Annotated in this window: 18 protein-coding genes; 13 read left to right on the top strand and 5 right to left on the bottom strand. The window is 72.3% G+C overall.

Annotated elements, in window-relative coordinates:
- Positions 1-24: 24 nt before the first annotated feature.
- The 8 genes from QM792_RS17675 to QM792_RS17640 all read left to right on the top strand — a co-directional run bounded on the left by QM792_RS17675 (position 25) and on the right by QM792_RS17640 (position 8,130).
- On the top strand, positions 25-1,236 hold the full coding sequence (locus QM792_RS17675; protein WP_415151411.1) for a threonine ammonia-lyase: 1,212 nt from the start codon (positions 25-27) through the stop codon (positions 1,234-1,236).
- 121 nt (positions 1,237-1,357) lie between these two features.
- The gene (fba, locus tag QM792_RS17670) at positions 1,358-2,422 is read left to right on the top strand and encodes a class II fructose-bisphosphate aldolase (RefSeq protein ID WP_415151410.1); all 1,065 of its coding nucleotides are present in this window, start codon (positions 1,358-1,360) and stop codon (positions 2,420-2,422) included.
- 116 nt (positions 2,423-2,538) lie between these two features.
- Positions 2,539-3,003: a 5-(carboxyamino)imidazole ribonucleotide mutase gene (purE, locus tag QM792_RS17665; protein WP_415151658.1), complete on the top strand. Its 465-nt coding sequence runs from the start codon at positions 2,539-2,541 to the stop codon at positions 3,001-3,003.
- Positions 3,000-4,163, top strand: coding sequence for a 5-(carboxyamino)imidazole ribonucleotide synthase (locus QM792_RS17660; protein ID WP_415151409.1), 1,164 nt, complete (start codon positions 3,000-3,002; stop codon positions 4,161-4,163). Before purE ends, QM792_RS17660 begins: the two co-directional genes overlap by 4 nt.
- Positions 4,163-5,146 carry an L-threonylcarbamoyladenylate synthase gene (locus QM792_RS17655; RefSeq protein WP_415151408.1) on the top strand — a complete coding sequence of 328 codons (984 nt, stop codon included), beginning with the start codon at positions 4,163-4,165 and terminating at the stop codon, positions 5,144-5,146. Before QM792_RS17660 ends, QM792_RS17655 begins: the two co-directional genes overlap by 1 nt.
- 36 nt (positions 5,147-5,182) lie before the next feature.
- The gene (locus QM792_RS17650) at positions 5,183-6,151 is read left to right on the top strand and encodes an esterase (protein ID WP_415151407.1); all 969 of its coding nucleotides are present in this window, start codon (positions 5,183-5,185) and stop codon (positions 6,149-6,151) included.
- 124 nt (positions 6,152-6,275) lie between these two features.
- A complete protein-coding gene (locus QM792_RS17645; RefSeq protein ID WP_415151406.1) occupies positions 6,276-7,460 on the top strand; it encodes an SGNH/GDSL hydrolase family protein in 1,185 nt (394 codons plus the stop codon).
- 28 nt (positions 7,461-7,488) lie between these two features.
- Complete coding sequence (locus QM792_RS17640) at positions 7,489-8,130, top strand: OmpW/AlkL family protein (protein WP_415151405.1); 642 nt, start codon at positions 7,489-7,491, stop codon at positions 8,128-8,130.
- Position 8,131: 1 nt separating this feature from the next.
- Here QM792_RS17640 and dacB read toward each other — a convergent pair whose 3' ends face one another.
- Positions 8,132-9,559: a D-alanyl-D-alanine carboxypeptidase/D-alanyl-D-alanine-endopeptidase gene (gene dacB / locus QM792_RS17635; RefSeq protein WP_415151404.1), complete on the bottom strand. Its 1,428-nt coding sequence runs from the start codon at positions 9,557-9,559 to the stop codon at positions 8,132-8,134.
- Between the two features lie 226 nt (positions 9,560-9,785).
- On the opposite strand from dacB, the gene tsaB reads away from it, so the two are divergent.
- From tsaB to QM792_RS17615, 4 genes are read left to right on the top strand one after another with little or no spacing between them, the layout of a single operon-like run.
- On the top strand, positions 9,786-10,502 hold the full coding sequence (tsaB, locus tag QM792_RS17630) for a tRNA (adenosine(37)-N6)-threonylcarbamoyltransferase complex dimerization subunit type 1 TsaB (protein WP_415151403.1): 717 nt from the start codon (positions 9,786-9,788) through the stop codon (positions 10,500-10,502).
- Positions 10,499-10,993 carry a ribosomal protein S18-alanine N-acetyltransferase gene (rimI, locus tag QM792_RS17625; protein WP_415151402.1) on the top strand — a complete coding sequence of 165 codons (495 nt, stop codon included), beginning with the start codon at positions 10,499-10,501 and terminating at the stop codon, positions 10,991-10,993. Before tsaB ends, rimI begins: the two co-directional genes overlap by 4 nt.
- Positions 10,980-11,711: a uracil-DNA glycosylase gene (locus QM792_RS17620; protein ID WP_415151401.1), complete on the top strand. Its 732-nt coding sequence runs from the start codon at positions 10,980-10,982 to the stop codon at positions 11,709-11,711. Before rimI ends, QM792_RS17620 begins: the two co-directional genes overlap by 14 nt.
- Positions 11,711-14,155 carry an EAL domain-containing protein gene (locus tag QM792_RS17615; protein WP_415151657.1) on the top strand — a complete coding sequence of 815 codons (2,445 nt, stop codon included), beginning with the start codon at positions 11,711-11,713 and terminating at the stop codon, positions 14,153-14,155. The genes QM792_RS17620 and QM792_RS17615 overlap by 1 nt, the downstream gene beginning before the upstream one ends.
- On the opposite strand, the gene glmU is transcribed toward QM792_RS17615, so the two are convergent.
- Complete coding sequence (gene glmU / locus QM792_RS17610; protein WP_415151400.1) at positions 14,139-15,527, bottom strand: bifunctional UDP-N-acetylglucosamine diphosphorylase/glucosamine-1-phosphate N-acetyltransferase GlmU; 1,389 nt, start codon at positions 15,525-15,527, stop codon at positions 14,139-14,141. The genes QM792_RS17615 and glmU overlap by 17 nt on opposite strands.
- A gap of 25 nt (positions 15,528-15,552) precedes the next feature.
- Here glmU and QM792_RS17605 point away from each other — a divergent pair, with 25 nt between their 5' ends.
- Entirely contained in the window at positions 15,553-16,428 is an 876-nt protein-coding gene (locus QM792_RS17605; protein ID WP_415151399.1) for a DUF6279 family lipoprotein, read from the top strand.
- A 200-nt stretch (positions 16,429-16,628) separates the two neighbouring features.
- Here the strand turns inward: QM792_RS17605 and QM792_RS17600 are convergent, their stop codons facing one another.
- The 3 genes from QM792_RS17600 to QM792_RS17590 are packed head-to-tail and all read right to left on the bottom strand — an operon-like array spanning position 16,629 to position 18,579.
- On the bottom strand, positions 16,629-17,222 hold the full coding sequence (locus QM792_RS17600; RefSeq protein WP_415151398.1) for a DUF4136 domain-containing protein: 594 nt from the start codon (positions 17,220-17,222) through the stop codon (positions 16,629-16,631).
- Entirely contained in the window at positions 17,219-18,193 is a 975-nt protein-coding gene (ttcA, locus tag QM792_RS17595; protein WP_415151397.1) for a tRNA 2-thiocytidine(32) synthetase TtcA, read from the bottom strand. Before ttcA ends, QM792_RS17600 begins: the two co-directional genes overlap by 4 nt.
- On the bottom strand, positions 18,190-18,579 hold the full coding sequence (locus QM792_RS17590) for a dihydroneopterin aldolase (protein WP_415151396.1): 390 nt from the start codon (positions 18,577-18,579) through the stop codon (positions 18,190-18,192). Before QM792_RS17590 ends, ttcA begins: the two co-directional genes overlap by 4 nt.
- Positions 18,580-18,582: the final 3 nt, after the last annotated feature.

The following is an 18,582-nucleotide window of genomic DNA, read 5'->3' as shown; positions in this document are numbered from 1 at the left end:
GCGATGCGCGGTGGAGTAATTGAAATGTCCGATACGCTGACGCTCGCCAACGTTCAAGCAGCCGCCGAACGCCTGCGCGGCGAGGTGGTGGACACGCCCTGCCTGCGCTCGCGCACGCTGTCGGCGCTGGCCGGCTGCGAGGTCTGCCTGAAGTTCGAGAACCACCAGTTCACCGCCTCGTTCAAGGAGCGCGGCGCGCTCAACAAGATGGCGCAACTGGGCGCCGCCGAGCGCGCGGCCGGCGTGCTGGCGGTGTCGGCCGGCAACCACGCGCAGGGCGTGGCGTACCACGCGCAGCGCATGGGCATCCCGGCGGTGATCGTGATGCCGCGCTTCGCGCCGGCGGTGAAGGTCGAGAACACGCGCCGCTTCGGCGCCGGCGTGGTGCTGGAGGGCGACACCTTCGACGATGCGCGCAACCACGGCCTGGCGCTGGCGCGCGAGCGCGGCCTGACGCTGGTGCATCCCTACGACGACCTGGCGGTGGCGGCGGGCCAGGGCACCATCGCGCTGGAAATGCTGGCCGCGCAGCCGCAGCTCGACACGCTGCTGGTGGCCATCGGCGGCGGCGGGCTGATCTCCGGCATCGCCACCGCGGCCAAGGCGCTGCGGCCCGGCATCCAGGTGGTCGGCGTGCAGACGGAACGCTTCCCGGCCGCCTGGAACGCCGCGCACGGCGGCGCGCGCGAGAGCGCGCAGGCCACCATCGCCGACGGCATCGCGGTCAGGGCGCCCGGCGCGCTGACGCTGCCGCTGATCCGCGAGCGCGTCGACGACGTGCTGCTGGTGGCCGAGGACGACATCGAGCAGGCCATCCTGATGCTGCTGGAGATCGAGAAGACCGTGGTCGAGGGCGCCGGCGCCGTCGGCCTGGCCGCGCTGATCAAACACGGCGCGCGCTTCGCCGGCCGGCATGTCGGCCTGGTGCTCAGCGGCGGCAACATCGAGCCGCTGGTGCTGGCCGAGATCGTGCAGCGCGGCATGGTCAAGTCGGGCCGGCTGGCGCGGCTGCGCCTGGACATCCGCGACGTGCCGGGCGCGCTGGCCGACGTCGCCACGCTGCTGGGCCGGCTCGGCGCCAACATCGATTCGGTCGAGCACCAGCGCGCCTTCACCTCGCTGTCGGTGGAGCGCGCCGAGATCGAGGTGGTGGTGCAGACGCGCGGCGTAGCGCACATCGCGCAGATCCTCGCCGCGCTGCGCGAGCAGGGCTACCGCGCCGAGCGCATCGGCTGAGCCGGGCGTGGCGCGATCCCCCGGATGCGGGCGTCCGGCGGCCCGGTCGCGCCGACCCCGCTGGCTAAAATCGAGGCAGTTACCGACAGGTTACGGACGAACACCCATTCCGGAGAACGACATGCCCCTCGTTTCGATGCGCCAGCTCCTCGACCACGCCGCCGAGAACGGCTACGGCATCCCCGCCTTCAACGTCAACAACCTCGAACAGGTGCAGGCGGTGATGCAGGCCGCCGGCGAGGTCGGCGCGCCGGTGATCCTGCAGGCCAGCGCCGGCGCGCGCAAGTACGCCGGCGAATCCTTCATCAAGCACCTGATCCAGGCCGCCACCGAGGCCTATCCGCAGATCCCGCTGGTGATGCACCAGGACCACGGCACCTCGCCGGCGATCTGCGAGGGCGCGATCAAGCTCGGCTTCGGCTCGGTGATGATGGACGGCTCGCTGCGCGAGGACGGCAAGACGCCGGCCGACTTCGCCTACAACGTGCAGGTCACGCGCAAGGTGGTCGACATGGCCCACGCGGTGGGCGTCACCGTCGAGGGCGAACTGGGCTGCCTGGGCAGCCTGGAAACCGGCGAGGCCGGCGAGGAAGACGGCGTCGGCGCGGTCGGCAAGCTCGACCACAGCGCGCTGCTGACCGACCCCGAGGAAGCCGCGCAGTTCGTCAAGGCGACGCAGCTCGACGCGCTGGCCATCGCCATCGGCACCAGCCACGGCGCCTACAAGTTCACCCGCAAGCCCACCGGCGACATCCTGGCCATCGGGCGCGTCAAGGAGATCCACAAGCGCATCCCGAACACGCACCTGGTGATGCACGGCTCGTCGTCGGTGCCGCAGGAGCTGCTGGCCATCATCAACCAGTACGGCGGCAAGATGAAGGAGACCTACGGCGTGCCGATCGAGGAGATCCAGGAAGCGATCAAGCACGGCGTGCGCAAGATCAACATCGACACCGACATCCGCCTCGCGATGACCGGCGCGGTGCGCAAGTTCATGGCCGAGAACCCCGACAAGTTCGACGCCCGCGAATGGCTGAAGCCGGCGCGCGAAGCCGCCTACAAGGTGTGCAAGCAGCGCTACCTCGAATTCGGCTGCGAAGGCCAGGCCGGCAAGATCAAGCCGCAGACGCTGGTCGAGGTGACGCAGCGCTACGCGCGCGGCGAACTCGCGCAGACGGTGATCTGACGCGCTGATCCGTTCGCGCCCTGAGCTTGTCGAAGGGCGCGCCGCCTACAATGACCGGTTTCGCCAGAAGACCGGAGCAGGCCGTGACCGTCGCCCCCCCGCTCGTCGGCGTCGTGATGGGCTCCAGCAGCGACTGGGAGACCTTGAAAGCCGCCGCCGAGATCCTCGCCGAGTTCGGCGTGCCGCACGAGGCGCGCGTCGTCTCGGCGCACCGCATGCCCGACGACATGTTCGCCTACGCGGAAGGCGCCGCGGCGCGCGGCCTGCGCGCGATCATCGCCGGCGCCGGCGGCGCGGCGCACCTGCCCGGCATGCTGGCGGCCAAGACCACGGTGCCGGTGCTCGGCGTGCCGGTGGCGAGCCGGCACCTGCAAGGCGTCGACTCGCTGCACTCGATCGTGCAGATGCCCAAGGGCATTCCGGTGGCCACCTTCGCGATCGGCGCGGCCGGCGCGGCCAACGCGGCGCTGTTCGCGGTGGCGATGCTGGCCGCCGGCGACGCCGCGCTGCGCGCGAAGCTCGACGCCTACCGCGCGCGCCAGACCGAGGCGGCGCGGGCGATGACCTCCGAACTGAAGTGAGCGGCGAGCGCTTCATCGCTCCCGGCGCCACGCTCGGCGTGATGGGCGGCGGCCAGCTCGGCCGCATGTTCGTGCACGCCGCCCAGCAGCTCGGTTACGCCGCCGCGGTGCTCGACCCCGACGCCGCGAGCCCGGCCGGCGGGGTGGCGCAGCGCCACGTGCGCGCCGAGTACCTCGACGACGCCGGCCTCGCGCAACTGGCGCGGTGCAGCGCGGCGGTCACCACCGAGTTCGAGAACGTGCCGGCCGCCGCGCTGCGCACGCTCGCGGCGTCGCGTCCGGTGGCGCCGGGCGCCGACGCGGTGGCGATCTGCCAGGACCGCGCGCTGGAGAAGGCGCACTTCGTGCGCTGCGGCGTGCCCTGCGCGGCGCACGCCGTCATCGAGACGCCAGCGCAGCTCGACGGCGTGGATGCCGGGCTGCTGCCCGGCATCCTGAAGACCGCGCGCCTGGGCTACGACGGCAAGGGCCAGGCGCGCGTGCGCGACCGCGCCGAACTCGCCGCCGCCTGGGCGGCGATGAAGGGCGTGGCCTGCGTGCTCGAACAGCGGCTCGAGCTCGCCGCCGAGATCAGCGTGATCGTCGCGCGCGGCGCCGACGGCGCGGTGGTTCACCTGCCGGTGCAGCGCAACCTGCACCGCGACGGCATCCTCGCCGTCACCACGGTGCCGGCGGCGATCGACGGCAAACTCTCCGGGCAGGCCGTCGCGGCGGCCGAACGCATCGCCGCCTCGATGGGCTACGTCGGCGTGCTGTGCGTCGAGTTCTTCGTGCTCGCCGACGGCTCGCTGGTCGCCAACGAGATGGCGCCGCGGCCGCACAACTCCGGCCACTATAGCATCGACGCCTGCGACGTCTCGCAGTTCGAGCTGCAGGTGCGCACGCTGGCCGGCGCGCCGCTGGTGCAGCCGCGCCTGCATTCGCCGGCGCTGATGCTGAACCTGCTCGGCGACCTGTGGTTCGCGCGCGGTGAGCGGGCCGTCGAACCCGACTGGGCGGGCGTGCTGGCGCTGCCCGGCGCGCACCTGCACCTGTACGGCAAGGCCGAGGCGCGGCGCGGGCGCAAGATGGGCCACCTGACGATCACCGCGGCAACGGCCGAGGCGGCGCGCGAGCTCGCGCTGCGCGCCGCCGCGCTGCTGGGCATCGAGGCGTTCTAGTGCTGCTGCCGGGCCAGGACGATGCCGCGATCGAACAGGCGGCCGAGACGCTCGCCGCGGGCGAACTGGTCGCCTTCCCGACCGAAACCGTCTACGGCCTGGGCGCGCGCGCCGACGACGACGCGGCGGTGGGCAGGATCTTCGCGCTGAAGGGCCGCCCGGCCGACCACCCGCTGATCGTGCACGTGCTCGACCGCGCCGACGCGCTGGTGTTCGCCGGCGCGCTGAACGCCGCCGCCGAGCGCCTGATCGCCGCTTTCTGGCCCGGGCCGCTGACCCTCATCGTGCCGCGCGCGCCGGGCGTCGCCTCGGCCGCCGCCGCGGGGCAGGCCAGCATCGGCCTGCGCTGCCCGGCGCACCCGGTGGCGCGCGCGCTGCTCGGCGCGGCGCGGCGGCGCGGCGTGCGCGGCGTCGCCGCGCCGAGCGCCAACCGCTTCGGCCGCATCAGCCCGACGCGCGCGCAGCACGTCGTCGACGAGTTCGGCGCCGCGCTGCCGGTGCTCGACGGCGGCGATTGCGAGGTCGGCATCGAGTCGAGCATCGTCGACTGCTCGGGCCGCGCGCCGGCGCTGCTGCGGCCGGGGCAGATCGAGCGCGGCCGCATCGAGGCCGCGCTCGGCGCGCCGCTGGCCCGGCCGGGCGCGGACGCGCCGCGCGCCTCCGGCACGCTGGAGGCGCACTACGCGCCGCGCGCCAGGCTGCGCCTGATGCCCACCGAGATGCTCAACACGGCGTTGCAGATGCTCGGCGACAGCGCCCTGAAGCTGGCGGTATATTCGCGCACCGTGCCCTTGCCGCCCGGCTCGCGCCTCGCGCGGCGCGCGATGCCCGACGCGCCCGAGCGCGCCGCGCACGAGCTCTTCGCCGTCCTGCGCGAACTCGATGCCCTCGGCCTGGATCTGATCTGGGTCGAGGAGCCGCCGGCCGGTGCCGCCTGGGACGGCGTGCGCGACCGGCTGGTTCGCGCCGCCGCGGCCGCCTGACACGCGACGATCACACCTTCCATTGTTGGAGCTTCGATGAATTTCTCCGCCTTCGCCCCCCGACGCGCCGCGCTGGCCTTCACCCTCGGCCTCGCGACGCTGCTGGCCTCCTGCGGCGGCGGCGATCCGGTCAAGGCCTTCGAGCCGCGCCGCGTGCTGGCCTTCGGCGACGAGTACAGCGTCATCACCCCGGCGGGCCGCAAGTACGGCATCAACGCGATGGTGGCCGACAGCGGCGGCGTGAAGACGCTGTCGTGCGTCACGAACCCGCTGTGGGTGCAGCGCCTGGCCGCCAGCCACGGCCTGGTGTTTCCCGAGTGCAATCCCGACAACGTCGCCGACCCGGCCAGCCGCATCTATGCGGCCGAAGGCGCCACGGTGGCCGACCTCGCGGCGCAGATCGACCAGCACCTCGCCGCCGATTCCTTCTCCGACAGGGATCTGGTGACGCTGCTGGTCGGCCAGCACGACCTGCTGGCGCTGTACGCGAGCTACCCGGCCACGCCGAGCGCGGAACTGGTGGCCGCGGCCAAGGCCGCGGGCGGCGCGCTGGCGGCGCAGGTGGTGCGCGTCGCCGACGCCGGCGGCAAGGTGCTGGTGTCGACCGTGCCCAGCCTGTCGGTGATGCCCTTCGCGCGCGCCGACGATGTGACCGCCGGCGACAACTCGCGCACCAAGCTGCTCAAGGAGATGGTGGACGCCTTCAACGGCGGGCTGCGCCTGGGCATCGCCAAGGAGAACGGCTCGGAGGTGGCGCTGATGCTGACCAACGAGCTGATGGACACGATGTACAAGTACCCGAGCAGCTACGCGATGAGCAACTCGCTGGTGGTGGCCTGCGACGCGGCGCTCGCGCCCGCGCTGATCGACTGCAGCACCGACACGCTGGTGACGGGCGCCACCTCGACCTCGCACCTGTGGGCCGACGACCGCCACTTCGGCCCGCAGGGCCACGCCTACATCGGCACGCTGGCCGCGAACCGGGTGCGCACCAACCCCTTCTGATCGGGAAAAGTCCCGAGGGCGCGAGCCGGGTTTGTCCTGCGGCGCCGCGCCGCGGCGCGCGCCTATAGTGGCCGGACAGAAAACGAACGACCGTTCGTTTTTGACCGACCACGAAGAGGTGTGCATGAAGCTGTTCCGTTCCGTGGCGCCGCTGGCGCTGGCGGCCGCGCTGCTCGCGGCTTGTGGCGGGGGCGACCCCGATGTGCCCGGCAGCGGCTCGCCTTCGGGCGCACCGACCACCAAGGGCAACTTCACCGCGCTGATCAGCTTCGGCGACAGCCTCAGCGACGTCGGCACCTACTCACCGGTGCCCGCCCAGTTCGGCATCCCGGGCGGCAAGTTCACCACCAACAGCAGCACCAGCACGATCTGGGTCGAGAACGTGGCCGCGGCGCTCGGGCTGCTGGTCACGCCGGCGCAGGTGGGTTTCAACGGGCAGGCCGTGAACTGCCCGGCGGCGGCCAATCCGAATCCGGTGATCGCGAAGTCGTGCACCGCCTACGGCCAGGGCGGCTCGCGCGTCAGCGACCCGAACGGCATCGGCCACGACCCGGCCACCGGCGCCGGCGCGCTGACCGTGCCGGTGTCCACGCAGATCGCCAACCACCTCGCCAACCCGGCCTTCGGCGGGCGCTTCGCCGACACCGACCTGATCATGGTCTACGTCGGCAGCAACGACGTGTTCACGCAGTTCGGCATCTTCGCCGCCAAGGCGGGGCAGATCCAGGCCCAGGCGCAAGGCGGCACGCTCACCGCCGACCAGGCCAACGCCGCGCTGTTCCAGGCGCAGACCGAGGCGCAGGCCGGCATGAAGCAGGCCGCCCTGGAGCTGGCCGCGCTGGTGAAGTCGCAGATCCTCGCCAAGGGCGGCAAGTACGTCGCGGTGATGACGCTCAGCGACATCGCCGACACGCCCTTCGGCAACTCGGCGCAGGTGGCGCCGGCGCGCGGCGTGCTGACCGACCTGTCGCGCATCTTCAACCTGTGGCTGCGCGACGGACTGACCGGCCAGCCGGTGCAGATCATCGACACCTTCGCGCTGTTCAAGGACCTGACCGCCAAGGCGACGCAGCTCGGCTTCACCAACATCACGACGCCGGCCTGCGACGCCGCCAAGATCGCGGCGGCCACGGCCAACAACGTGACCGACGGCTCCTCGCTGTTCTGCGGCCCGGGTTCGCTGCGCGACACGCCGCCGGCCGACCCCGCCACCTGGTTCTTCGCCGACTCGGTGCACCCCAGCACCGGCGGCCACAAGGCGTTCAGCGACGTCTTCCTCGCCCAGCTTCGCGCCTTCGGCTGGATCTGACGCCACCCGCACCCCGGAGAAGCACACCATGAAGTTCATCCTCCAGGCGACGGCCGCGGCCGTGTTCGCGGCCGGCGGCGCGGCGCAGGCGCAGACCGTGCAGAACATCGTCAAGGTCGGCGCGATCCAGTACACGACGAACTCGAAGACCAAGGGCATCCAGGGCATCGGCGTGCCGCCCGGCGCGGATGCCGAGACCGGCGACGCGACCACGCTGCTGCTGACCTACGAGCGCCTGTTCACGCCCGAGATCGGCGTCGAGCTGATCATCGGCGTGCCGCCCAAGATCAAGGCCAAGGCGACCGGCACGGTGGCCTTCCTCGGCGACGACATCCTGTCGGCGCGCAACGTGGCGCCGACGCTGATCGTCAACTACCACTTCGGCAGCGAGGGCGACCGGCTGCGCCCCTACCTCGGCGCGGGCATCAACTACACCAAGTTCACCAGCGTGAAGTCCAAGCTGGCGTCGAACGTGAAGATGTCCGACTCCACCGGCCTGGTGGTGCAGGCCGGCGTGGACTACGCCTTCGACAAGAACTGGGGCCTGTTCGCCAGCGTGGCGCGCGTGGACACCAAGTCGAAGCTGGTGGCCGCCGGCACGACGGTGCTGACCACCGAGATCGACTTCCGCCCGGTGACCTACGCCGTCGGGCTGTCGTACCGCTTCTGATTCATTCGGTGACGGCACCGGACGCGCCGTCCTGCACCACCCACTGCACCAGCGCGTCGAAGGCCGGCCGCGCCGCGCCGGCGTTGGCGTGGTTGGCGATCGCCACCACCACGTAGCGCCGGCCGCTGGCGCCGAGCACGTAGCCGGCGATGCCGGCCACGTCGCGCAGCGAGCCGGTCTTCAGGTGCGCGCGGCCGGGCGGCGCCTTCGAGCGCGTCAGCGTGCCGTCGATGCCCGACACCGGCAGCGAGGCCAGCAGCTCGGGCATCACCGCGCTGCCCCAGGCCGATTGCAGCAGCCGCGCGAGCTGCTGCGCCGACAGCCGCGTCTGGCGCGACAGGCCCGAGCCGTTGTCGATCACCACGCCCTCGGCGTTCTGGCGGCCGATGCGCTCGGCCAGCCAGCGCTGCAGCAGCTCGCGCGAGGCCTCCGGCGTGCCGCGCCCGCTGCGCACCAGCCCGAGCGTGAGGAAGAGCTGCTGCGCCATCACGTTGTTGCTGTACTTGTTGATGTCGCGGATCACCTCGGCCAGCGCCGGCGAGGCGCTGCTGAAGGTCGGCGGCGCGGCCGGCGCGCTGCCGTCGCGCACCGTGCCGGCGAGCCTGCCGCCCATCTCGCGCCACAGGCCGGCGAGCATGCGTTCGTCGTAGCGGCGCGGCTCGGCGTAGGCCAGCGGCCAGGTCTTCTCGCCGCAGGCGCCGGGGAAGCTGCCCGACAGGCGCAGGCGCAGCGGGTCGCTGAAGTCGGCGCGCAGCTCGCCGCGCCAGTCGCCGCAGGCGGCGGCGCTCAGCGGCACGCTGGCGTCGATGCCGACGCCGGCCAGCGGCGGGTCGAGGCTGACCAGCGCGACGCCGCGCGCCGCGTCGGGCGTGAAGCCGATCAGCACCGAGCGGTAGCCCAGCAGCAGCGCGTCGGCGCGCACGTTGTAGGGGCGCAGCGGCTCGCCGTCGAAATCGGCCGGGTTCTGCTCGGGCACGACGAAGGCGCCGCGGTCGAGCACGATGTCGCCGCGGATCTCACGCACGCCGAGCTGCTGCACGCGGCGCAGCATCAGCCACAGCCGCTCGGGCACCAGCTTGGGGTCGCCGCTGCCCTTGATGACGAGGTTGCCGTCGAGCACGCCGTCGCTCACCGTGCCTTGCAGCCACACCGGCGTGTTCCAGGTCCAGGCCGGGCCGAGCAGGTCGAGCGCGGCATAGGTGGTCACGAGCTTGGTCAGCGAGGCCGGGTTGACCGGCACCGCCTCGCGCCAGGCGAGGCGGTTGCGCGCGCTGCCGACCTCCTGCACGACGACGACCACGGCCTCGGGCGGCAGCTTGACGCGGTCGAGCGCGGTGTGGATCTCGCCGGGCAGGCGGGCGAAGGCGGCGGCGGAGGCGGCGAGCAGCAGCGCGGCGGCGAGCGGGCGCCGGAACATCGGGGGCGGCATGGGCCGCGATGATCGCATGGGCCGCGCCGTACACTCGTCGTCGCATGAACCAAGACGCCATCGCAGCCCTGCGGGCCGAGCGCCGGGACGCTCCCAAGCCGGCCCCCGCCGGCCCCGAGACGGGGCCGGCACTTCGGCCGTCCATGCCCGCGCAGGCGGGCATGGAGCCGCGGCCGTCGTTCCCCTCGGGGGATCGGCCGACGTACTCGTCGGACGAGGGGCTGTCATGACTTGTCTGCTGGCCATCGACTGCGCCACCGAGGCGATGTGCATCGCTCTCAGTCGTGACGGCCGAAGCTTCGTTTTCGAGGGCGAAGGCGGCGCGCTGGCCTCGGCGCGCCTGCTGCCGGAGGTGATGGCGCTGCTGCAATCGGCCGGCTGCACGCTGAACGACATCGACGCGATCGGCTTCGGGCGCGGCCCCGGCGCGTTCACCGGCTTGCGCAGCGCCTGCTCGGTGGCGCAGGGCCTGGCGCTGGGCGCCGGCAAGCCGGTGCTGGCGCTGGACAGCCTGCTGCTGGTGGCGCAGGAGGCTTTCGACGAACTCGGCGAACAAGCTGCCGATTGCTGGGTGGCGATGGATGCGCGCATGGACGAGGTCTACGCCGCGCACTACCGCCGCGACGGCGAGCGCTGGCAGGTGCTCGCCGCGCCTATGCTGTGCCGCCCGGAGGAACTGAACCGGCGCTGGGCGGCCGAGCCGCCGCGCTGCGTGGCCGGCTCGGCGTTGTCCGCGTTCGGCGAACGCCTCGCCACCGGCGCCGCGCTGCAACGCCCGGCCACACGCTCGCGCGCCGCCGCGCTGGCGCGGCTGGCCGAGGCGGCGTGGCGCGACGGCGCGGCCGTCGACGCCGCGCTGGCGCTGCCGGTGTACCTGCGCGACAAGGTCGCGCAGACCACCGCCGAGCGCGAGGCGGCGCAACGCGCCAAGGCCGAGGCATGAGCGCGGTGCCGCAAGCGAGGCAGCCGCTGCTGCTGCCGATGAGCGTGCTGCATCTCGACGCCGTGCTGGCCATCGAGGCCGGCGCCTATGCCTTCCCGTGGAGCCGCGGCAACTTCGTCGATTCGCTGGCCGCCGGCTACGACGCGCGCGTGCTGTACGACGACGGTGCGCAGATCGTCGGCTACTTCGTCGCGATGGCCGGCGTCGAGGAGATGCACCTGCTGAACATCACCGTCGCGCCGCGTTGCTGGCACCAGGGCCACGCGCGCGACATGCTCGACGCGCTGGAGGCGCTGTGCCGCGAGCGCGGCGCGAACAAGCTGTGGCTCGAGGTGCGCGAGAGCAACCAGCGCGCACGCGCCATCTACCGCCGCCGCGGCTTCGCCGACATGGGCCGGCGCAAGGGCTACTACCCCGACGCCCACGGCCGGCGCGAGGACGCGATCGTGATGAGCCTGGCGATCGAAGGAGCGGGCGATGGGCTGGACTGAGCGCCAGCAGGCGATGCTGGCCGAAATGGGTGTGCGCTTGTGGCTGCCGCCCGAGGAGGATCGTCCGGTGGCCGCGCCGCAGCCCGCACCCGAGCCCGCGCCGGAGCCAGCGGCGCGGCACCGTGCCACGGGCGTCGAGGCGATGGACTGGCCCGCGCTGCGCGAAGCCGTCGTCGCCTGCCGCGCCTGCAAGCTCTGCGAAGGCCGGCGCCAGACGGTGTTCGGCGTCGGCAACACCAGCGCGCACTGGATGATCGTCGGCGAAGCGCCCGGCGAGCAGGAAGACCGCCAGGGCGAGCCCTTCGTCGGCAAGTCCGGCCAGTTGCTCGACAACATGCTGCGCGCCGTCGGCCTGACGCGCGCCGAAGCCGACGCGGCGCATCAGGTCTACATCGCCAACACGCTGAAATGCCGCCCGCCGGGCAACCGCAACCCGGAGCCCGAGGAACTCGCGCAGTGCGAGCCCTTCCTGATCCGCCAGATCGAGCTGATCCGCCCGCGCATCATCCTGGCGATGGGGCGCTTCGCGGTGCAGAGCCTGCTGCGCAGCCACGAGCCGATCGGCCGGCTGCGCTCGCGCGTGCACCGTTATCACGACGTGCCGCTGATCGTCACCTACCACCCGGCCTACCTGCTGCGCAACCTGGAGGACAAGGCCAAGGCCTGGGACGACCTGTGCCTCGCGCTGCAGACGCTGAGATCGTCCACGCCCTCGTGATGGCCCGCCGAGCCAGCGACGACACCGCCGCCTGGGACGCACTGCCGGGCCCGCTGCTGCTGCTCGACGAACATGGCGGCGCGCTGCACGTCAACGCCGCCTTCGCCGCGCTGGCGCGGCGCGAGAGCTCGCACCTGCTGGGCCGCGCCTGGCAGGAGCTGTTCGACGCCGGCAGCCGCCGCGAGCTGCTGGCGAAGCTGGCGGCGCGCGCCGACTTCGCCACGGCCGTCTTCATCTCCGGCAGCGCGGCGGGCGACGGCGCGGCGTGGGTCGACTGGGCGGCGCGCTGGCAGCCGGGCGCGCGGCGCTGGCTGTGCCTGCTGCACGACGCCAGCGCCGTCAAGCGCTCTGAGGCCGAGGCGCGCGCGCAGGCGCGGCTGTTCCGGCTGCTGGCCGACAACGTGCCGGCGCAGATCGCCTACTACCGCGCCAGCGACTTCCAGTGCCAGTTCGCCAACAAGGCCTATGCGCGCGCCTTCAATACCGACGAGTACGCCGTCGTCGGCAAGCACGTCGCCGAGGTGATCGGCGCCGAGGCCGAGGCGCGGATCCGGCCGCACATGCAGCGCGTGCTGCAGCACCGGGAGGTGGCGTCCTACGAGCGCGAGCTGACGGGGCGCGGCGGCAAGCCGCGTTTCATCGAGGTGCACCTGCTGCCGCACGTCGGCGAGGCCGGCGACACGGTGGGCTGCTTCGTGCTGATCTCCGACGTCACGCGCTACCGGCTGGCCGAGCGCGCGGCGCGCGAGTCGGAGGAGCGGCTGGCCAAGTTCCTGCACGCCAGCGTCGAGGGCATCGTCTTCCACAAGGACGGCGTGATCACCGACGTCAACCCGCCGCTGTGCGCGCTGGTGGGCTACTCGCTGGCCGAGCTGTGCGGCCGGCCGACGCTGGACTACGTCGCGCCCGACCAGCGTGCGCGCGTCGCGGCGGTGCTCGACTCGGGCCAGGAACTCGCCTACGAGTCGGCGCTGGTCGACCGGGCCGGGCAGCGCATCGCGGTCGAGCTGATCGGGCGCACCATGCTGCGCAACGGCGAGCGCCTGCGCATGACCATCGTGCGCGACATCCGCGACCGCCAGGCGGCGCAGGCGCGCATCCACCACCTCGCCCACCACGACGCGCTGACCGGCCTGCCGAACCGCATGTCGTTCCTGGAGCAGTTGCAGCAGCACATGGCCGCGGCCGAGGCCGAGGGCACGCAGCTCGCGCTGCTGTTCATCGACCTCGACCACTTCAAGCGCGTCAACGACTCGCTCGGCCACCTGGCCGGCGACGCGCTGCTGCGCACCGTGGCCGAGCGCATCCTCGCCAGCCTGCGCGCCACCGACCTGGTGGCGCGCTTCGGCGGCGACGAGTTCATGGTGCTGCTGCACGGCGGCCCGTCGCGCGAGCGGCGGCGCGACGAGGTCGACGAGGTCGCGCGCAAGCTGATCGCCGCGATCGAGGCGCCGGTGGACGCGGAAGGGCGGCCGATCTCGGTGACGCCGTCGATCGGCGTGGCGTTCTTCCCCGGCGACGCCGACACGCCCGACGAGCTGATCAAGAACGCCGACAGCGCGATGTACCTGGCCAAGGCCAAGGGCCGCGCCAACCACCAGTTCTTCGACCGCGGCATCGCCGACAGCGCCTACGCCGCGCTGGTGCTCGAAGGCCAGCTCGCGCAGGCGCTCGAACGCGGCGAGTTCGAGCTGTACTTCCAGCCGCAGGTGCGCGCCGGCGACGGCGTGCTGGTCGGCTGCGAGGCGCTGCTGCGCTGGAACCACCCCGAGCGCGGCCTGCTCGTGCCCGACCAGTTCATCCCGGTGGCCGAGCGCCAGCGCCTGATGCTGGCCATCGGCCAGTGGGCGCTGACCGAGGCGGCGCGCAGCGCGCAGCGCTGGGACGCGCAGGGCCTGGCCGTGGCGCCGGTGGCGGTGAACCTCTCGACGGTGCAGTTCCAGTCGGTCGGCTTCGTCGAGGCGGTGGCGCAGGTGCTGGCCGACGACGGCGACGCGCGCCCGGCGGCGCGCCTGCTCGAACTCGAGCTGACCGAGCGCATGCTGATGGACGACATCGGCGAGGTGAAGCACCGCCTGCTGCGCCTGAAGGCGATGGGCCTGGGCATCGCGGTCGACGACTTCGGCACCGGCTACTCGTCGCTCGGCCACCTCAAGGAACTGCCGATCGACAAGATCAAGATCGACCGCTCCTTCGTGCACGACCTGCCCGGCAACCGCGACTCGGCGGCGATCACGCGCGCCATCGTGCAGCTCGGGCTGAGCCTGGGCATGACGGTGACCGCCGAGGGCGTCGAGACCGAGGCCCAGCGCGACTTCCTGGCGCGCCAGGGCTGCGCGCAGATCCAGGGCCTGCTGGTCGGCGCGCCGATGCCGGCGCCGGCCTTCGAGGCCTGGGCGCGCGAGCGCCGCGCCCGCGAGCGCGCGGCTACTTCTTCGCCTTGACCGGGCGCGTCCAGCCGGGCAGCGAGGCCGCCTTGGCGCGCGCCACGGTGAGCTGGCCGGCCGGCACGTCCTTGGCGACCGTGGAGCCGGCGCCGATGGTGGCGCCCGCGCCCACCGTGATCGGCGCCACCAGCACGCAGTTGCTGCCCACGTGCACGTCGGCGCCGAGCACGGTTCGGTGCTTGTTGGCGCCGTCGTAGTTGGCGGTGATGCTGCCGGCGCCGTAGTTGACGCGCTCGCCCACCGTCGCGTCGCCCAGGTAGGCGAGGTGGTTGGCCTTGGCGCCGCGCGCCAGCGTGGAGTTCTTCACCTCGACGAAGTTGCCGATGTGCACCTCCTCGGCCAGCTCGGCGCCGGGGCGCAGCCGCGCGAACGGGCCGACCAGCGCGCCGGCGCCGACACGCGCGCCCTGCGCCTCGCCGTCGATGTGGGTGAAGGAATGGATCACCGCGTTGTCGGCGATGCGGCAGTTGCGCAGCACGCAGTGCGAGGCGATGCGCACGTTGCTGCCCAGTTCGACGCGGCCCTCGAACACGCAGTTCACGTCGATGTCGACGTCCTGCCCGCAGCTCAGCTCGCCGCGCACGTCGATGCGGTCGGGGTCGGCCAGGCGCACGCCGGCTTCCATCAGCGCGTCGGCGATGCGGCGCTGGTAGCGCCGCTCCAGCTCGGCGAGCTGCGCCGGGCTGTTGATGCCCAGCACCTCGGTCTCGTCGTGCGCGTGGGTGGCGACCACGCGCACGTGGTCGTCCACCGCCATCGCCACCACGTCGGTGAGGTAGTACTCCTTCTGCGCGTTGTCGTTCTTCAGGTTGGCGAGCCAGCGCTTGAGCAGCGCGGTGGGCGCGGCCATCACGCCGGTGTAGACCTCCTGGATGCGGCGCTGCGCCTCGTTGGCGTCCTTGTGCTCGACGATCGCCTCGACCAGCCCGCCCACCGAGTCGCCGCTGCGCACGACGCGGCCGTAGCCGGTCGGGTCGTCGAGCACGACGGTCAGCAGCGCCAGCGACTTGCCGCCGCAGGCCTGCACCAGCTTGGCCAGCGTGTCGGCCTCGATCAGCGGCACGTCGCCGTTGAGGATCAGCGTGGTGCCTTCGTCGTGCAGCCTGGGCGCGGCCTGCTGCACCGCGTGGCCGGTGCCGAGCTGCGGCTCCTGGCGCACGAACTCGAGGCCGGCGCCGCCGAACGCCGCCTCGACCTGCGCGGCGCCGTGGCCGGTGATCACGACGCTGCGCTCGGCCTTCAGCGCCGCCGCGGTATCGACCACGTGCTGAAGTAGACTGCGCCCGGCCAGGCGGTGCAGCACCTTGGGCCGGGCCGATTTCATGCGGGTTCCCTTGCCCGCGGCCATGATCACGATGTCCAGAGCCATGACGTTGTCGTTCTTGCGAAACGTGGTGAGGAGACCGCGCATTATCCTGGCGCTGCTGCTGCCGCTGCTGGCCCCCGCCCTGCTCGCGGGGTGCAGCGCGCTGCGATTCGGCTACAACCAGGCGCCGGAGTTGGCGTTCTGGTGGCTCGACGGCTACGCCGACTTCGACGACACGCAGGCGCGCGACGTGCGCGCGCGGCTCGGCCAGTGGTTCGCCTGGCACCGCCGTACCCAGTTGCCCGACTACGCCGCGCTGCTGGCGCGCATGCGCGCCGAGGTGGCCGGCGACACCACGCCCGAGCGTGTCTGCCGCTGGTGGTCCGAACTGCGCGAACATGCCGAGCGCGCCGTCGACCAGGCGCTGCCGCAGGCCGCCGAGGTGGCGCTGACGCTGCAGCCGGCGCAGATCCGGCACATCGAGCGCCGCCAGGCGCGCGTCGACGCCGAACTGCGCCGCGACCATCTCGACCCCGACCCGGCGCGCCGGCTGGAGCGCGTCGTCGAGCGCAGCATCGAGCGCGCCGAAACCGTCTACGGCACGCTCGACGAACGCCAGCGCGCGCTGGTGGCGCGCCTGCAGGCCGCCTCGCCCTTCGACCCCGAGGCCTGGCTCGCCGAGCGCATGCAGCGCCAGCAGGAAATGGTGCAGGTGCTGCGCCGGCTGGCCAGCGCGCCGGCCGACCGCGACGCCGCGCTGGCCGCGCTGCGCGCGCAGGCCGAGCGCGTCGCGCGCTCACCGCGCGAGGCCTACCGGCGCTACCAGGACCGGCTGGAGAACTTCAACTGCGGTTTCGCCGCGCAACTGCACAACGCCACCACGCCGGCGCAGCGCCAGGCCGCGGCGGCGAGGTTCAAGGGCTGGGAGAACGATGTCCGGGCGCTGGCGGCGGCGCCGGATTGAGGGCTACGACCTGCCGCTGACAGGGCCGGCGTTCGGCCAAGACCTCCATTCACCCTGCGCTTGTCCTTCGACACAGGCCTTCGACAAGCTCGGGCCCTGCTCAGGATGATCGGGGTGGGTGGAATCCGTTCGCCCTGAGCTTGTCGAAGGGCCCAGCCCGACCCGTGATGGGGTTTCGAGTCCGGGCCATGAGTCACGGCTCAGCGCGGCGCCAGTTCCGTCGTCACGTTGCGCGACGTCGCGCTGCCGGCGGGGAAGTCCTTCATCGCGGCGTCGAACATCGCCGGCAGCAGCGCGTCGATCGAGGCCGAGCCGCCGTCGTTGCTGGCGCGCGTCTCGTACAGGGGCTGGCCGCTCTTGCGGTCGCGGATCAGCAGCGCCACCTCGCGCGCGTAGCGCACCGAGGGCATGCTCAGGCCGAAGCCCACGCCCCAGGGACGGCCGAAGCGGTGCGCGTACAGGCCGCCGCGCCACCAGAACGGGTCGTCGTAGTAGGCCTCGGTGGCGCTGACGCGCACGCCGATCTGCACCGTGTACTCGCCCGCCTGGCCCTCGGGCGCCGGCGTGAAGCCCGCGCCTTCGAGCGCGCGGCGCGCGCTGTCCTCGACGCGCTGCGCGCGTTCGGCGCGCAGTTGCTGCGAGGGCAGCCGCTCGAAGGTGTAGCTGCCCGCCTTGCGCTCGGCCGGCCACGCGCTGTAGCTCGACACCTCGCTGGTGAGCTGGTGGGTCGCCGCGCAGCCGGCCAGCACGGCAGAAGCGACACAGGCGGCGAGCAGGATCAGGGTGCGTGTCATGGCTGTGTTCCCGGATGGATGCGGATCGGCTGCGCCGCGCTGGGCGCGCAGTCTTCGTCCTCGTCGAACGCGCGGTCGCCCTCGGGGTTGACCACGCCGGTGGTTTGGAGCGTGGCGAAGGGATAGAGTTTCCTGTCCATCATGTGCGAGGGCACGATGTTGCCCATCGCCGTGAAGATGTTGTCGAGCCGGCCCGGATGCTGGCGCTCCCACTCGCGCAACATCTTCTTCATCTGCACGCGCTGCAGGTTCTCCTGGTTGCCGCACAGCGAGCACGGGATGATCGGGAAGGCGCGGTGTTCGGCCCAGCGCTCCAGGTCGGTCTCGGCCACGTAGGCGAGGGGGCGGATCACGATGTTGCGGCCGTCGTCGCTGACCAGCTTGGGCGGCATGCCCTTGAGGCGGCTGCCGAAGAACATGTTCATGAACAGCGTCTGCAGCATGTCGTCGCGGTGGTGGCCGAGCGCGATCTTGGTCGCGCCCAGTTCGCCGGCGACGCGATAGAGGATGCCGCGGCGCAGCCGCGAGCACAGGCTGCACATCGTCTGGCCCTCGGGGATCAGGCGCTTGACGATCGAGTAGGTGTCCTGGTTCTCGATGTGGAAGGGCACGCCGCGGCTGCGCAGGTACTCGGGCAGCACGTGCTCGGGAAAGCCGGGCTGCTTCTGGTCGAGATTGACGGCGACGAGTTCGAAGCTCACCGGCGCGCGCCGGCGCAGCTCGATCAGGATGTCGAGCAGCGCGTAGCTGTCCTTGCCGCCGGAGACGCAGACCATCACCTTGTCGCCGTCCTCGATCATGTTGAAGTCGGCGATCGCCTGCCCGACCTGGCGGTGCAGCCGCTTGGACAGCTTGTTGATCTCGTGCGCCGCTTTCATGTCGACCCCTCGCCCGAGGGGATCTCGCCCGGCTTCGGGCGGCCGGGCGCCGGGCTCGCCGGCGGCCTGGTTTTCGTCGAGCACCGCGCTCATGGCGCCTCCTTGATCGCAAAGACTTCGCAGCCGACCGCGTCGCAGTCGGGGTACACGTCGGGCTTCTCGCTGGAGACGCGCGCCGCGCGCACCTTGGGGTGGGCCAGCATCGTCGCCAGCACGTCGTCGCACAGCGTCTCCTGCAGGTGCACGTGGCCGCGCGCCAGGCGCTCGGCGATGCTGCGGCGGATGAAGTCGTAGTCGAGCACCTCGTCGAGCTCGTCGCGCCGCGGCGTCGACAGCGCCAGCGGCACGTACAGCTCGACGTTGATCAGCACACGCTGTTCGCCGCGCTTCTCGAAGTCGTGCACGCCTATGCCCATGCGCACCTCGTAGTTGCGCAGGAACAGGCGGCGGCAGTCGCGCAGGCCGGGGTCGATGAACATGAT

Origin of the sequence: Piscinibacter sp. (assembly GCF_047600445.1) — a bacterium.
GTDB lineage: Bacteria > Pseudomonadota > Gammaproteobacteria > Burkholderiales > Burkholderiaceae_C > Piscinibacter.
This window is presented reverse-complemented; position numbering and strand designations above follow the sequence as displayed.

Excerpts from the sequence above, each read along its gene's own strand:
- QM792_RS17675 (WP_415151411.1), top strand. The coding sequence starts at position 25 with ATGTCCGATACGCTGACGCTCGCCAACGTTCAAGCAGCCGCCGAACGC.
- fba (WP_415151410.1), top strand. The coding sequence starts at position 1,358 with ATGCCCCTCGTTTCGATGCGCCAGCTCCTCGACCACGCCGCCGAGAAC.
- purE (WP_415151658.1), top strand. The coding sequence starts at position 2,539 with ATGGGCTCCAGCAGCGACTGGGAGACCTTGAAAGCCGCCGCCGAGATC.
- QM792_RS17650 (WP_415151407.1), top strand. The coding sequence starts at position 5,183 with ATGAATTTCTCCGCCTTCGCCCCCCGACGCGCCGCGCTGGCCTTCACC.
- QM792_RS17645 (WP_415151406.1), top strand. The coding sequence starts at position 6,276 with ATGAAGCTGTTCCGTTCCGTGGCGCCGCTGGCGCTGGCGGCCGCGCTG.
- QM792_RS17640 (WP_415151405.1), top strand. The coding sequence starts at position 7,489 with ATGAAGTTCATCCTCCAGGCGACGGCCGCGGCCGTGTTCGCGGCCGGC.
- dacB (WP_415151404.1), bottom strand. The coding sequence starts at position 9,559 with ATGCCGCCCCCGATGTTCCGGCGCCCGCTCGCCGCCGCGCTGCTGCTC.
- tsaB (WP_415151403.1), top strand. The coding sequence starts at position 9,786 with ATGACTTGTCTGCTGGCCATCGACTGCGCCACCGAGGCGATGTGCATC.
- rimI (WP_415151402.1), top strand. The coding sequence starts at position 10,499 with ATGAGCGCGGTGCCGCAAGCGAGGCAGCCGCTGCTGCTGCCGATGAGC.
- QM792_RS17620 (WP_415151401.1), top strand. The coding sequence starts at position 10,980 with ATGGGCTGGACTGAGCGCCAGCAGGCGATGCTGGCCGAAATGGGTGTG.
- QM792_RS17615 (WP_415151657.1), top strand. The coding sequence starts at position 11,711 with ATGGCCCGCCGAGCCAGCGACGACACCGCCGCCTGGGACGCACTGCCG.
- glmU (WP_415151400.1), bottom strand. The coding sequence starts at position 15,527 with ATGGCTCTGGACATCGTGATCATGGCCGCGGGCAAGGGAACCCGCATG.
- QM792_RS17600 (WP_415151398.1), bottom strand. The coding sequence starts at position 17,222 with ATGACACGCACCCTGATCCTGCTCGCCGCCTGTGTCGCTTCTGCCGTG.
- ttcA (WP_415151397.1), bottom strand. The coding sequence starts at position 18,193 with ATGAGCGCGGTGCTCGACGAAAACCAGGCCGCCGGCGAGCCCGGCGCC.
- QM792_RS17590 (WP_415151396.1), bottom strand. The coding sequence starts at position 18,579 with ATGTTCATCGACCCCGGCCTGCGCGACTGCCGCCGCCTGTTCCTGCGC.